The 14,761-nt window shown below is 43.9% G+C and carries 13 protein-coding genes; 7 read left to right on the top strand and 6 right to left on the bottom strand.

The features are described from left to right. Nucleotides 1-204: 204 nt before the first annotated feature. Nucleotides 205-840, bottom strand: a complete 636-nt coding sequence (gene yihA / locus F0261_RS06460) for a ribosome biogenesis GTP-binding protein YihA/YsxC (RefSeq protein ID WP_171337508.1) — start codon at nucleotides 838-840, stop codon at nucleotides 205-207. 174 nt (nucleotides 841-1,014) lie between these two features. Here yihA and F0261_RS06455 point away from each other — a divergent pair, with 174 nt between their 5' ends. The 4 genes from F0261_RS06455 to F0261_RS06440 all read left to right on the top strand — a co-directional run bounded on the left by F0261_RS06455 (nucleotide 1,015) and on the right by F0261_RS06440 (nucleotide 3,752). Then, on the top strand, nucleotides 1,015-1,638 hold the full coding sequence (locus F0261_RS06455) for a cytochrome c (RefSeq protein WP_014947721.1): 624 nt from the start codon (nucleotides 1,015-1,017) through the stop codon (nucleotides 1,636-1,638). 300 nt (nucleotides 1,639-1,938) lie between these two features. Next, on the top strand, nucleotides 1,939-2,640 hold the full coding sequence (locus F0261_RS06450) for a class I SAM-dependent methyltransferase (protein WP_080986387.1): 702 nt from the start codon (nucleotides 1,939-1,941) through the stop codon (nucleotides 2,638-2,640). A 127-nt stretch (nucleotides 2,641-2,767) separates the two neighbouring features. Further along, nucleotides 2,768-3,271, top strand: a complete 504-nt coding sequence (yihI, locus tag F0261_RS06445) for a Der GTPase-activating protein YihI (protein WP_014947719.1) — start codon at nucleotides 2,768-2,770, stop codon at nucleotides 3,269-3,271. A 19-nt stretch (nucleotides 3,272-3,290) separates the two neighbouring features. Further along, nucleotides 3,291-3,752, top strand: coding sequence for a DUF2489 domain-containing protein (locus F0261_RS06440; RefSeq protein WP_014947718.1), 462 nt, complete (start codon nucleotides 3,291-3,293; stop codon nucleotides 3,750-3,752). A 112-nt stretch (nucleotides 3,753-3,864) separates the two neighbouring features. Here F0261_RS06440 and F0261_RS06435 read toward each other — a convergent pair whose 3' ends face one another. Then, nucleotides 3,865-4,473 (bottom strand): DNA-3-methyladenine glycosylase I, encoded by a 609-nt coding sequence (locus F0261_RS06435; protein WP_171337507.1) that lies wholly within the window; start codon nucleotides 4,471-4,473, stop codon nucleotides 3,865-3,867. 146 nt (nucleotides 4,474-4,619) lie between these two features. Here F0261_RS06435 and glyQ point away from each other — a divergent pair, with 146 nt between their 5' ends. The 3 genes from glyQ to F0261_RS06420 are packed head-to-tail and all read left to right on the top strand — an operon-like array spanning nucleotide 4,620 to nucleotide 8,134. Further along, the gene (glyQ, locus tag F0261_RS06430) at nucleotides 4,620-5,525 is read left to right on the top strand and encodes a glycine--tRNA ligase subunit alpha (RefSeq protein ID WP_014947716.1); all 906 of its coding nucleotides are present in this window, start codon (nucleotides 4,620-4,622) and stop codon (nucleotides 5,523-5,525) included. A gap of 2 nt (nucleotides 5,526-5,527) precedes the next feature. Next, nucleotides 5,528-7,606, top strand: coding sequence for a glycine--tRNA ligase subunit beta (gene glyS / locus F0261_RS06425; protein WP_069943461.1), 2,079 nt, complete (start codon nucleotides 5,528-5,530; stop codon nucleotides 7,604-7,606). Nucleotides 7,607-7,630: 24 nt separating this feature from the next. After that, entirely contained in the window at nucleotides 7,631-8,134 is a 504-nt protein-coding gene (locus F0261_RS06420; protein ID WP_171337506.1) for a hypothetical protein, read from the top strand. Nucleotides 8,135-8,301: 167 nt separating this feature from the next. Here the strand turns inward: F0261_RS06420 and gyrB are convergent, their stop codons facing one another. From gyrB to dnaA, 4 genes are all read right to left on the bottom strand, one after another. Beyond that, nucleotides 8,302-10,722 (bottom strand): DNA topoisomerase (ATP-hydrolyzing) subunit B, encoded by a 2,421-nt coding sequence (gyrB, locus tag F0261_RS06415; protein WP_039234384.1) that lies wholly within the window; start codon nucleotides 10,720-10,722, stop codon nucleotides 8,302-8,304. A gap of 8 nt (nucleotides 10,723-10,730) precedes the next feature. Continuing rightward, nucleotides 10,731-11,819, bottom strand: coding sequence for a DNA replication/repair protein RecF (gene recF, locus F0261_RS06410; RefSeq protein ID WP_171337505.1), 1,089 nt, complete (start codon nucleotides 11,817-11,819; stop codon nucleotides 10,731-10,733). Between the two features lie 125 nt (nucleotides 11,820-11,944). Continuing rightward, nucleotides 11,945-13,045 (bottom strand): DNA polymerase III subunit beta, encoded by a 1,101-nt coding sequence (dnaN, locus tag F0261_RS06405; protein WP_012516526.1) that lies wholly within the window; start codon nucleotides 13,043-13,045, stop codon nucleotides 11,945-11,947. Between the two features lie 32 nt (nucleotides 13,046-13,077). Next, entirely contained in the window at nucleotides 13,078-14,733 is a 1,656-nt protein-coding gene (gene dnaA / locus F0261_RS06400) for a chromosomal replication initiator protein DnaA (RefSeq protein ID WP_171337504.1), read from the bottom strand. Nucleotides 14,734-14,761 lie beyond the last annotated feature (28 nt).

The raw sequence follows: 14,761 nt of genomic DNA, 5'->3' as shown, positions 1-14,761 counted from the left end.
AGATATCAATAACTTAGAAATCAAAGCGAATTTTATTTTAATTTTTCTGAACTTCTCTATTTATCACGACTCTATATCTACGGTTTTTATGTGTTTTCTCTCAGTTTACGCCTCGCTCTATGCGGGGCGTTCTTTTTTCTAACACCCCATCATACCTATCCATCGGGCACGTCAGATCAGCACAAACGGTAAGGGTAAATTGCGCTACTGTACTTCGCTATCAGACTCTTCTATTTCGTCTTGTTTATCTATGCCAAACCACGTATCCAAAATACGCTCTAATTCGGGTAACCCGTGCTTGTTTAATGACGAGAAGGTTTGCACGGTAACATCGCCCATAAATGCCATCGCAGCTTCACGCGCCATTAACAGCTGTGCCTTTCGCTTACCGCTTTTAAGTTTGTCGGCCTTAGTAAGTAATGCCAGTACAGGAATATTTGACGCTACTGCCCAATGGATAAGATCTTGGTCTAAATCTTTGAAGGGGTGACGAATATCCATTAAAACGACTAATCCTTTAAGGGACTTGCGCTTTTGAAGATATTCACCAAGTGACGCCTGCCACTTCTTTTTCATGGCTACTGGCACTTTTGCAAAGCCATATCCTGGCAAATCAACCAAGCGTAAGTCTTCTTCTAATTCAAAGACGTTGATCAATTGGGTGCGACCCGGTGTTTTACTGGTTCTTGCCAAGTTCTTCTGACGAGTTAACGTGTTAAGTGCACTCGATTTACCCGCATTAGAGCGGCCCGCGAACGCTACTTCAATTCCGGTATCATTCTTTAAATGACGAATATCAGGTGCGCTCGTAAAGAATTTTGCTTTGGTGTAATACGACATCTAGACTTACCTCCACATGCGTCTCAACCTTCGGTTTACAGTTTTTTAATGAATAAACCAACTAAAAACCATAGTTTTATCATGGAATAGGTTTTTCTGACGCGTTAAATGTGTAAAATACGCATGATATCACGTATATCACGCGAGCCGTTGGATCCATTTAAGAGATTTATTATGAAAAAACTGTGTTTGTTGGTATGTATGTCTTTAGGTTTAAGCGCAACTGCTATGGCAGAAGGCGACGCCGAGGCAGGTAAAGCGAAATCTGCAGTATGTGCAGCCTGTCATGGCCCTGATGGCAACAGCATGATTGACATGAACCCAAAGATTGCTGGCCAGCATGAGAAGTACATTGTTAAGCAATTAACCGAATTTAAACTTGCCTCTCAAACAGGTGGCGAGGAAGGTCGTAACAATGCTGTGATGAACGGCATGGCTGCCCCACTTTCAGAGCAAGACATGAAAGACCTAGCCGCTTATTTCTCAAGCCAAGAGCCAAAGGCGGGTGAAACACCAGAGCAATACGTTGAAGCTGGCCGTGCATTGTACCAAGGTGGCGACGAGTCTCGAGGCGTAACTGCATGTATCGCGTGTCACGGTCCTAAGGGCAACGGCATGGGCTTAGCAGGTTTCCCGGATATCAGCGGTCAACATGCAACTTACACTGCAGCTCAATTGAAAGCATTCCGTTCAGGCCAACGTCACAATGACATGAATGGCATGATGCGTGATATTGCGATGAAATTAACCGACGAAGATATTGAGATTTTATCTAACTATATCGCGGGCTTACACTAAGCATTACCGTTTTTGCACATTGTTGTTAAAAATTTGTTACCGAAAAAGTTGTATTTTGAAATTATTCGTGTAATCTAACGGCGTAGTTTGTAGGTGCCTTTGAAAAGCTACAAGCTAAATAACAAGAATAATAATAAAAATGCAGCATGGAAGACGGGATAAAGAGCCACGAGGGCCAAAAACAACAATACAGCTCTGCTAACAATAAAAATAAGGGGAGCACGGCTAGGGAAGCAAAATACACATAGAAGTGTATAACGGGAGAGGTGTCATCTGACACTCATACAATGTAAGGTGATGGTGAGAACCATCACCTTTTTCTTTTTTAAGCCCCTTATTATTGTTCACTTTCCTATGTACTGTCCTTTATGCAAAAGCGCTAACGCGCCATCTCACTATCACTCAGATAAAAAGCGCGATTACCTTCAATGTAATCAATGCAAACTCGTTTATGTTTCTCCTGAATTCTTACCATCTAAAGAAGTAGAAAAGCAGGAATATGACCTTCACGAGAATAGCTTTGAAGACGAAGGGTATCGAAAGTTTTTAGGAAAGGTTTTAACGCCACTTACACCTTTTATAAAAGACATGAAATTTGGTGAACTCCGAGGACTAGACTTTGGCTGTGGCCCTGCGCCTGTTTTAGCAAGTATGCTGGAAGAAGAAGGCGTTAGGATGAATATGTACGATCCCTTCTATGCACACAACTTATCGGTACTTGAGCAAAGCTATGACATAGTGACATGTACAGAGGCTATAGAACACTTTCACGCCCCTCATGTGGAATGGGCGCTTTTTAACAAACTTGTAGCTTCTGGTGGCGTTCTTGCCATCATGACCAAGCGCGTACTTGATAAAGCCAGGTTTGCAAATTGGCACTATAAAAACGACGTCACCCACGTTAGCTTTTTCAGCGAAGCAACCTTTCAATATTTGGCACAACGAGATGGCTATGATGTCACTTTTCCTGCCAGCGATGTCGTTCTATTGAGAAAGCGCTGAAACAAATTCCCGTAATACTTTATGTTCCCCGTATTGATTTTGCACTGCATACCCAAAGATCAATACGTAGACACTAATTCGCGCTATAATAGCGCTGTTTTTTCACTCTCTTTGTTATTTGGAAATTATGGCACGTTCAAAGAAATCACGTAAAGTCGGCCTAATCGGCGTTCGTAAAGATCCTGACTTTAAACCAAGCGAAAACCGTAAATCAGACTCGCCTCGCCCTAAAAAGCATAAAGGTAAGCCCGCTGGTAATCGCCACAATGTTGAACAGAAAAAAGTGACGGGCAAAAAGAGTGCTGAGAATAAAGATCCGCGCCACGGCAGTAAAAAGCCTATTCAGCTTGTAAAAGCAGTGACGCCCACCCCTGCTCAAAAGAAAAAGTACGCCACACCAGCCCAAGAACTGGCAGCGCTTGAAGCAGATCAACGCTTGTCAGATTTACTCGACAAACTTGACGACGATAAACCGCTCACCCGTGAGCAACAAGCTTATGTCGACGAGAAGATGGCACGCCACCGCATTCTTTGTGACCTACTAGGAATAGTAGAAGAGGATGATGAAGACGACGATATGGATCCGTTTAATGATTTAGACGCTATTAATATCGACGACTTTAAGCACTAATAAAAAACGGGAAAGAGTCATGCTTTGGGCAGTACTTTCAGGCATCGCGCTACTAATTATTCTTGCGCTAGGTTTTTACGCAGGCAAACTGCTGTTTATGTTAAAACAACAAAAAGAGCGACAAGAAGCGGCAAGGCAGTCGCGCGTAGCCACTATAACAGACAGTATTATAGTAATAGCTAAGGCGATGGAGCAGCAGCAATGTGATTTGTCAGAAGGTGTAATTCGCATTGTGAACCTGCTTAACGCGCTTCCAATAAGTACTCCGCCTGATTTTAAAGCGCAGTATCCCAACATTCATGCATTATTCACAGAGGTAAGCGGATTTGCGATTTTAGAAGCAAGGCAACAGCTACCTAAGAATGAGCGAAGAAAGCAAGATATCGCTCGCGAGCAGATTGAATCGGAATACGAATCTAAGGTATTGGACGAATTACCACCGCTGAAGTCGTATTGTGAGACACTTATAGCCACTAAATAACGAGTAAGCGCGACGCTGATTTAAAAGATAAAAACTAATGCAATCAATATCGAAAATGGCCGAGTACAGTATGTAGTCGGCCATTTTTTTAACCCGGCTACCTTTGCCTATGTCACTTTATCGCGAGCTCGCAGGTACGTTCGTAGCAATGACACCCTACCTCGTGGTCATTGACCATACCTACAGCTTGCATAAAAGCGTAGCAAATCGTTTCACCTACGAAATTAAATCCGTGCTTTTTAAGTGCTTTTGACATTGCTTTAGACGCATCGGTTGATGTGGGTGCTTGCCTGAAGTCTTCCCATGCATTAATGACCGTACGTCCATCTGTAAATTGCCAAATATAATCACTGAATGGCTGCGACGCTTCGATAGCTAAAAAACCCTTGGCATTTTTGATAACCGACTCTATTTTGAGCTTGTTTCTGATTATGCCGCTATCTTGCATAAGTCTGTCGACATCAGCGGGGCCCATCTTCGAAATTTTCTCAGGGTCGAACTGATAGAATGCCTGTTCAAAATTCTGCTGTTTTTTCAAAATGGTCAGCCAAGATAAACCAGCCTGTTGTCCATCGAGGCATAACTTAGCAAACAACGCGCGACTATCTAGCTCGGGTACACCCCATTCGTTATCATGATACGCTAAATAAATAGGGACGCTGCTTACCCAACCGCAGCGATGCAAAGGCATATTTTTTTCTATTTTTGTTTGATTGGGCATGGCTTAAGATTAAATCCTTGTTGTGAAGTGGCATATTGGCTTTATTCGTGACGTTTTTTCACCCTTTACACCTACATACTATGCCTCACAAATTGTATACTATCCCACCTTTATTTTAAGTCAGATAACTAATAAGCAGCGGATGTATGCAGAAATACGATATTAAGACCTTTCAAGGGTTGATCCTTGCGCTTCAAGATTATTGGGCGCGTCAGGGCTGCGTTATTATTCAGCCTCTGGATATGGAAGTGGGTGCCGGTACTTTTCACCCTATGACGTTCCTACGTTCTTTAGGTCCAGAGCCAATGAGTAGCGCCTATGTTCAACCGTGCCGTAGACCAACCGATGGTCGTTACGGTGAGAACCCAAACCGCTTACAACATTACTATCAGTTCCAAGTAATGCTTAAGCCTTCACCTGACAATATTCAGGAGTTGTACTTGGGCTCTTTGAAAGAGTTAGGATTCGATCCGCTGGTTCATGACATTCGCTTCGTAGAAGACAACTGGGAATCACCCACGCTTGGTGCGTGGGGTCTAGGTTGGGAAGTGTGGCTAAACGGTATGGAAGTAACTCAGTTTACCTACTTCCAGCAGGTAGGCGGTCTAGAGTGTAAGCCTGTTACCGGCGAAATTACCTACGGCTTAGAGCGACTCGCCATGTACGTTCAAGGTGTAGATAGTATCTACGACCTGGTTTGGACTGACGGCCCTATGGGCAAAGTGACCTATGGCGATGTGTTCCATCAAAATGAAGTAGAACAATCGACGTATAACTTCGAACACGCCAACGTTGAAGCCTTATTTAGAACCTTCGACGAATGTGAAGCAGAAAGCAAAAAGCTTATCGAAAACAACCTCCCACTTCCTGCCTATGAGCAGGTTATGAAAGCGTCACACGCATTTAACTTGCTTGATGCTCGTCATGCTATCTCAGTGACTGAACGCCAGCGCTATATTCTTCGCGTTCGAACGCTAGCCAAAGCGTGTGCAGAAAGCTATTACCAAGCACGTGAAGCACTTGGCTTCCCACTATGTAACAAGGAGGCATAAGCGTGCGTACAGAAAATTGTTTAGTTGAATTAGGTACTGAAGAACTCCCACCAAAAGCGCTTAAGTCTTTAGGTGAAGCCTTCGCCACGCAGTTTGAAGCTGCGCTTACGCAAGCTGACTTAAGCTTTGATTCAGTCAGCTGGTTTGCAGCCCCTCGCCGCTTAGCCGTTTATGTTTCAGGTCTTGCTGAAGGTCAGGCTGACAAAGTAGTAGAGAAACGCGGCCCAGCAGTATCAGCCGCGTTTGACGCCGACGGTAATCCCACTAAAGCAGCACAAGGTTGGGCTCGCGGTAACGGCATTGACGTTGCTGACGCAGAACGCCTTGTAACTGACAAAGGAGAGTGGTTACTTCATAAAGCCCACGTTCCAGGGCAATCAGTTGCAGAGCTTCTAGAAGGGCTGATAAACCAAGCGGTAAGCAAGCTACCTATTCCAAAGCCAATGCGTTGGGGTAATTACAACACTCAGTTTATACGCCCGGTTCACACCCTTTGCGTGCTTTACGGAAGCGAGGTGGTTAACGTTTCTGTATTGGGCCTAACAAGCGGCCGCGTAGTTCAGGGTCACCGATTCCACGGCGAAGGTCGCTTTGAACTGGATCATGCTGACAATTACGCCTCTGCCCTAGAGCAACAATATGTGCTGGCAGATTTTGAGGCGCGTAAAGATAAAGTGCGTCAGCAGCTTGAAGACGCAGCGCAAAGCTTGTCGCTTAAGCCAGACTATAATGAAGACTTACTAGAAGAAATCGCGTCACTTGTAGAGTGGCCGGTTGTACTTCAAGCTGGGTTTGATGAGGCTTTCTTAGCAGTACCGAAAGAAGCGCTTATCTATACCATGAAAGACGACCAAAAATATGTGCCGCTGCTAGATAGCGATGGTGCACTTTCAAACACTTTCTTATTCGTAACGAATATCGAAAGTCGCGATGCGTCTCAAGTTATTTCTGGCAATGAAAAGGTTATCCGCCCTCGTCTTGCAGACGCTGAGTTCTTCTTTAACAGCGATAAAAAGACGACATTAGAAAGCCGCCTTGAAAGCTTAGAAACCGTGTTGTTCCAAAAACAGCTTGGTACGCTAAAAGAAAAGTCTGAGCGTATATCCGCCCTATCGGCGTTTATCGCGTCGCAAATAGATGCGAATGAAACACAAGCTGCACGAGCAGGTCTTCTAGCTAAAACCGACTTGATGTCGAACATGGTTATGGAGTTCCCTGACGTTCAAGGTGTTATGGGTAAATACTATGCTCTAAACGACGGTGAAGATGCGCCTGTTGCAGAAGCACTGTATGAACAATACATGCCGCGTTTTGCTGGTGACGCACTTCCTAGTTCAGGCGTTAGCGCGTCGGTTGCGCTTGCTGACAAACTAGATACTCTTGTGGGTATTTTTGGTATTGGCCAGTTACCTAAGGGTGATAAAGACCCATTTGCGCTTCGTCGTGCAGCTATCGGTGTATTACGTATTGTCACTGAGCTGTCACTGCCGCTAGATCTTGAAACGTTAGTAAGCAAAGCTATCGATGTGTATGGCGATAAGTTAACGAATGCAGAAACACAATCTCAGGTTGTTGATTTTGTATTGGGTCGATTTACTGCGCTCCTACAAGATCAAGCTATCGCCATTGACGTTATTCAGGCCGTTGCTGCTCGTCGCCCTACTAAGCCAGCTGACTACTTAGCCCGAGTTCATGCGGTAGATAAGTTCAGAGCATTGGAAGAAGCCGAAGCGCTAGCTGCCGCTAACAAGCGTGTTGCAAACATCCTTGCTAAGCAGAACGTTGAAGTGACAGACACAGTGAATATTGATGAGTCACTGTTAGCTGAAGAAGCTGAAAAAGCGCTTTACGTTGAGCTGAAAGCCGCACAGAAAGAAGTTGATATTGCTGTTCCTTCACAGGACTACACGCGTATTCTTACTGCGCTTGCAACCTTACGTAATGTAATCGATAACTTCTTCGATAACGTAATGGTTATGGCTGATGACGAAGCGGTTAAAAATAACCGACTTGCTTTACTGTCGCTTTTAAGGCAACTTTTCCTTACTACCGCAGATATATCTATTCTCGCGAAGTCGTAGGCTAGTAAGAGTTAATGCGGTTTTATGCCGCGAAAAACAAAGAGCCCAGCTTTAACGTTGGGCTTTTTTATAAATGGAGACGCTGTGAAAAAGTTACTAACTATTGCTTCTATATGCATAACACTTTCAGCATGCTCAAGCAGTGGAAGTTTTAAAATTCCAGAAATAGCACCGGACGTGCCTCGCATTCAATTCGAAAACATGTTTCTTAGAGGTGTATTTAACTGGTGGGAGGCTGACCCAAGTTACAAGTTCAAACGATCAAATTCAGGCTGGACAGTAGACGTTGAACTCATAGCCGACGGACAACCTTATGATTTTAGGTTGTCAGATGCAAAATGGACGCCCTCACAAAGCTGTGGCGGCAAATATAAAGGGCAGCCTGTAATGTTAGGCTCCACTGTTTATTTAGTCTGTGAACAGGGCTCAGAGAACTTGCAATTTACCCCCTCGTCAACAGGCACCTATCGCTTTACTGTAACAGCAGCAAGTGCTGGGGAGGTCGCCTTGGTTGTTTCTAAAATTTAGACTTGAGTGCCGTGTAGTAGCGGCATTCACTATTCCTTTTTCATTGGAAAGACTCTTGCCTCACATTCAATGCCAATGAAAAGTTCTGTGTTTTATACGAGTAATTCACCTGAGCTCAGGCATAAAAAAAGCGACCGTTGGTCGCTTTTTTCAAATAGCTAAAAGCTCTACACGTCTAAGTTTTCCACTTTCAGCGCGTTAGCTTCAATAAACTCTCGACGAGGCTCAACTTGGTCACCCATCAATGTAGTGAACAGCTGATCACAACCAATGGCATCCTCAATGGTAACTTGAAGCATACGGCGGCTTTCTGGGTCCATGGTGGTTTCCCATAGTTGCTCAGGGTTCATCTCACCTAGCCCTTTATAGCGCTGAATGTATTGGCCGCGTTTCGCTTCATTCATTAGCCACTCTAGGGCTTCTTTGAAAGACTCAACTGGCTGTCTACGCTCGCCACGCTGAATATAGGCGTCTTTGCCCATCATGTCGTTAATGGCAAGGTTAAGCTCTTTAAGGCGCTGATATTCAGACGACTCGATAAACTCATGATCGATAACGTACTCATAATCGATACCGTGCATACGCATAATGATTGTAATGTAGTACTCGCTAAGCTCAGCATCAGTGCGAATTTCATAACGGTATGTAGCACCATCGTTTTCGCGCTCTGTAAGCTGCTCTACGAAGTGTTTCGCCACATGCTCTAGTGCAGATTGATCTTTAAGGTCTTCAAGGTTTAGCGTAGGCGTGTAAAGCATTCTGTAGAGGATAGATGCAGGCATAAGACGTTTCATACGTGCAATCATCTTCTCTACCGATTGGTACTGCTTAACAAGGTTTTCAAGGCCTACACCACTAATACCTGGGTCTTCATCGCTGGTGTGCAAAGACGCACCGTCAATTGCGATTGATGTTAGGTAGTTAGTTAGCGCATCGTCATCTTTAAGATACTGCTCTTGTTTACCCTTCTTCACTTTGTATAGCGGTGGCTGTGCAATATATACATATCCACGCTCAATGATTTCAGGCATTTGACGATAGAAAAATGTGAGTAGAAGCGTACGAATGTGAGAACCATCTACGTCAGCATCGGTCATGATAATGATGCTGTGATAGCGTAATTTTTCAGGGTCATACTCGTCACGACCGATACCACAACCTAGTGCCGTGATAAGCGTCGCAACTTCCTGAGAAGAAAGCATCTTATCAAAACGCGCTTTCTCAACGTTTAGGATTTTACCTTTAAGCGGCAGAATAGCTTGGTTTTTACGGTTACGACCCTGCTTAGCTGAACCGCCCGCAGAGTCACCCTCCACTATGTATAATTCACTAAGTGCAGGATCTTTTTCCTGACAATCAGCTAGCTTACCTGGTAGGCCAGCCAAATCTAGCGCACCTTTACGGCGTGTCATTTCACGGGCCTTTCGTGCAGCTTCACGTGCACGAGCAGCATCAATAATCTTACCCGCAATAATTTTACTTTCTGCAGGGTTTTCTAATAAGAACTCTGCAAGCTTTTCATTCATTGCCGACTCAACTGCTGGACGAACTTCAGAAGATACAAGCTTATCTTTTGTCTGTGAGCTGAATTTTGGATCTGGTACTTTAACGGAAATAACCGCGGTTAGACCTTCACGCGCATCGTCACCACTGGCATTCGTTTTTGCCTTTTTGTTCAGGCCTTCCTTTTCCATGTAGTTATTCAATGTACGCGTTAAGGCTCCACGGAAGCCCGCCAAGTGAGTACCGCCGTCGCGCTGAGGAATGTTGTTGGTGAAACAGAACACGTTCTCTTGGAAACTATCGTTCCATTGCATCGCAACTTCTACTGCAATACCGTCTTCTTGTTCACTGCTGAAATGAAACACTTTCTGGTGAACAGGTGTTTTCTTTTCATTTAGGTACTCAACGAACGCTTTGATACCACCTTCGTACATAAAGTGGTCTTCTTTTCCATCGCGTTCATCTTTCAAGCGAATCGACACACCAGAGTTCAAAAATGATAGTTCACGAAGACGTTTAGCAAGAATATCGTAGTGGTAAAGCGTATCTGTGAAGGTGTCTGAACTTGGCCAGAAACGGATCATAGTTCCCGTTTTATCTGTATCGCCTGTTACCGCTAGCGGCGCCTGTGGAACACCATGATGATATTCTTGTTCATGCGCTTTACCACCGCGACGAATACGAAGCTTCAGTCGGCTTGAAAGTGCGTTTACTACTGATACACCTACACCGTGCAAACCGCCCGATACTTTATAAGAGTTATCGTCGAACTTACCGCCGGCGTGAAGAACCGTCATGATAACTTCAGCTGCAGACACACCCTCTTCTGGGTGCAATTCAGTTGGTATACCACGTCCATCGTCAGACACAGATACTGAGCCATCGCTGTGAATGAGCACAGTAATCTCAGAACAATGTCCAGCAAGTGCTTCATCGATAGAGTTATCGACCACCTCGAAAACCATGTGGTGTAATCCGGTACCATCATCAGTATCACCGATATACATACCAGGACGCTTTCTTACGGCATCTAATCCTTTAAGTACTTTAATACTGGACGAGTCGTAGTTGTTCTCTGCTGACATACTAGCTTTTACTCCTCTTTCACGCTTCCATGTTCCACGTGAAACATTTTCTTTTCGTTGTATTTTTGTATAAAAGCGAGTTGCGTGGATTCTATTGCAGTAACGAAAACCTGCGTATCCATTTTGAGCAACCCATCAATAAATTGTTCTCTTTTATCGGCATCTAGTTCGGCACCTACATCATCAAGCAAAAAGATACTTTTACGCTGCGTTGCCTTATTAAATAGCTTAGTTTGTGACATTTGAAGCGCTGCCACAGCCATTCTAAGCTGTCCTCTCGATAAAAGCTCCTGGGCGTTTACCCCATTTACTTTAAGCCGTAAATCGGCTTTATGGGGCCCAGAAGAGGTATGTCCTATTTTACCATCATACTCACGTTTTTTAACTAGGCTTTCTGATAAACCGACATCTTTTTCCCACCCTTTATAGTAACTTAATTCCACATCGAAGTTAGGAAGAAATTCTTGCGCATACTGCTTAAAAATAGGCGTAAGGGTATCCACATATTCCTGACGAGTAGCCGATAGAGACTCACCTAGTTCTGAGAACTGAGACTCCCAATATTGATTTTGTGGTGCGCTTAAATTTGCCTGCTGTTTCAGTAAGGCATTTCTATGTTTTAAAAACTTACCATACTGATTAGCAAGTGATTGAAACTGATGTTCCACGTGAAACAATCCCCAATCACAAAAACGTCGACGCTCGGAAGGCGAACCAATTATTAGATCAGTACTCTGCGGAGTAAAAAGTTGAAGTGGTACCAAGCTAACTAAATCTGATAACTTATTTGAATGTTCACCGTTAATACTACAGGTGAATGTCTCATTTCTACTTCGTTGAAAACCTAGCTTTAATTCATCCCCTTCTTCAGTTTTGCATGACGCGAAAACACTGAAGCTGTCCTTCTCATTTTGAATAACCGAACCGTGTTTATTTGTTCTAAAAGAACGTCCAAAGCCTAGGTAATAAAGTGCTTCGATTAACGAGGATTTCCCACTCCCATTCACGCCTTTAATGATAGTCAACGCTGGTGAAGGAGAAAGTGATACGGAAGTAAGATTACGAAACTGTGTAATCTGGACGCGGTCCAGTTTCATGAGGTCACACTGATGAAAGAAAAGAAGCGAGGAGTATCAACACTCATCGCTTCTTGAATTGATAATTTAAATAACAAAATAACGTGGAATATGCGAAACGCTGCAAACACTTAATGTAGTAGTGACTACAGTCGCATTGGCATAATAACGTATAACGCGGCGTCATCAGCATCATCTTCGATTAGCGCACTTGCGTTTGAGTCTGATAGGCTCACTTTAACACCATCAGATCCAAGCGCATTCAATACGTCAATTAAATAGGCAACGTTAAAGCCAATTTCTAAATCGTCACCTTGATATTGAACATCAACGATTTCTTCCGCTTCTTCTTGCTCTGGGTTATTAGCCGTTATCTTAAGCTCACCAGAAGACAAGTTTAATCGTACGCCTCTAAACTTTTCGTTAGATAGAATGGCCGCACGTGAAAATGCTTCTTTTAATACGGCTTTGCTCGCAATAATTTCCTTGTCGCCATTTTGAGGTAAAACACGGCGATAATCAGGAAATCTGCCATCAACTAATTTCGAAGTGAAAATGAAATCGTTTGAGAAAATTCGAAGATGGTTGGCGCCTATTTGCACCTTAAGAGATTTATCATCTTCGCTAATAAGACGAGAAATTTCTAACACGCCTTTACGTGGAATAATCACCTGACGAGATGGCAAAGCGGTCTCGTAGTTTAGGCGACAAAGAGCAAGACGGTGACCGTCTGTTGCAACGGTACGAATGATATTCTCTTCCGTTTCAAGGGACATACCATTTAAGTAATAACGTACGTCTTGTTGAGCCATTGAAAAGCTCGTTGCATCGATAAGACGTTTTAGATCACTGCACGATAATTCAAACTCAACTTCACCTTCCCAGTCTTCTAAATTTGGGTAGTCGTTGGCAGATAAAGTAGAAAGCGTATAACGACCTCGACCGGCACGAATAAGTGCTTTGCTGCCGTCTAACGAGAAATGAATATCTGTTCCTTCAGAAATACCGCGAATAATATCAAACAGCTTTTTAGCAGGAACAGTAATTTCACCTTCCGTGAATTCACCTTCTAATTTCACGCTAGAAATTAGTTCTACCTCTAAATCTGTACCAGTAAGCCAAAGTGCGTCCTCACTTACTTTGATGAGAACATTGGAAAGAATTGGCAGTGTGTGTCTACGCTCTACAGCACCAGATACCAACTGTAGGGGTTGTAAAAATTGTTCGCGGCTTATAGTAAATTTCATCGCAGTGCTATCTCGCCTCTAAGGTCGTGGTGTTAGGAAGACAAAGTCCTAATGAGGTTCTTATAGTCCTCTTTTATATCATGACTTTCTTCTCTTAGCTGCTCTATTTTTCTACAAGCGTGTAAAACCGTAGTGTGGTCTCGTCCACCAAACGCGTTTCCTAGTTCAGGTAAACTGTGGTTGGTAAGTTCTTTGGCCAGCGCCATCGCGACTTGGCGAGGACGCGCCACACTACGACTACGTCGTTTAGACAAAATATCAGCTACTTTTATCTTATAATAATCTGCGACGGTTTTCTGAATATTATCAACGGTTACCAATTTTTCTTGAAGTGCGAGAAGGTCTCGAAGCGCTTCGCGAACGAAATCAATAGTGATAGGGCGACCGGTAAAGTTTGCGTTAGCAATAACACGGTTAAGTGCACCCTCGAGCTCACGTACGTTTGAACGCAATCGCTTAGCTATAAAGAACGCCACTTCATTAGGTAAGTGAATCCGGTTCTCTGCCGCTTTGCGCATCAAAATAGCCACTCGGGTTTCAAGCTCTGGTGGCTCTATAGCAATAGTTAAACCCCAACCGAAGCGCGATTTCAATCGATCCTCTACCCCATCAATCTCTTTAGGATATCTATCAGAAGTAAGTATGATTTGTTGGTTACCTTCAAGAAGCGCATTGAACGTGTGGAAGAACTCTTCTTGTGAACGCTCTTTATTAGCAAAGAATTGAATATCATCGATAAGTAACGCATCAACGCTGCGATAGAAGCGCTTAAAGTCCTCTATAGCGTTATTTTGTAGTGCCTTAACCATATCCTGCACGAAACGCTCTGAATGCATATACACAATTTTAGCGTCACCGTTATTAGCTACGATGCCATTACCCACTGCATGTAATAAGTGAGTTTTACCTAAGCCCGTACCACCGTAAATAAACAGTGGGTTGTAAGAACCGCCTGGGTTATTTGCGACTTGAGTTGCAGCCGCACGTGCTAGCTGGTTAGATTTACCTTCGACAAAGTTGTCGAATTGATAAGTCGGATTAATATTACTTTTATGCTTCATCGCCTCAGGGATCGGGATCACTTTCGGCGGTGTAGACGATCTAGGCGCTTGATCTGCGTACGCATTATATCCATTACGGTCGTGGTTTTGCGCACCGCGATCATTTAGATCCATACCCTGTGTGTATGAAGGTGATTTTGAAAACGCATTGTTTTGTCCTTGATCACCCGCTTGGCTTGCCGATGATGGCATACCGCTATTCGACATTGGTGAATAAGACGATGTGTGCTGCCCATTACTGCCGCTGTGAACAGGCTGATTACTAGTATTATAGTTCTGATACCCTTGACCGCCCGCAGGTGCACTAGGCTTACTTGGTTGATTACTAGGCGTATGTGGAGCAGACGAAGATCCGCTGGTACTTGCAGGCTGACTACGGCTTACGCTGTGACGATTCATCACTTCTAAACGCAATTGTGGAGCGTCACTTCCGGCAAACTCTTTTAGTAGTGCAGTAATGTTATTCAGGTACTTGTCTCTTACCCAATCAAGTACAAAACGATTGGGAGCATAGAGTGCAACCACGCCTTGTTGTTCTTCACAAACAAGCGGTCGTATCCACATACTAAACTGCTGCGTTGGTAATTCTTGACGCAATCTTTCAAGGCATTGGTTCCACAAGGACATGGTACGTAGTTAGCTCCCGTGACTCGCT

This window comes from Alteromonas sp. 07-89-2, from assembly GCF_013113925.1.
Classification (GTDB): domain Bacteria; phylum Pseudomonadota; class Gammaproteobacteria; order Enterobacterales; family Alteromonadaceae; genus Alteromonas; species Alteromonas macleodii.
This window is presented reverse-complemented; position numbering and strand designations above follow the sequence as displayed.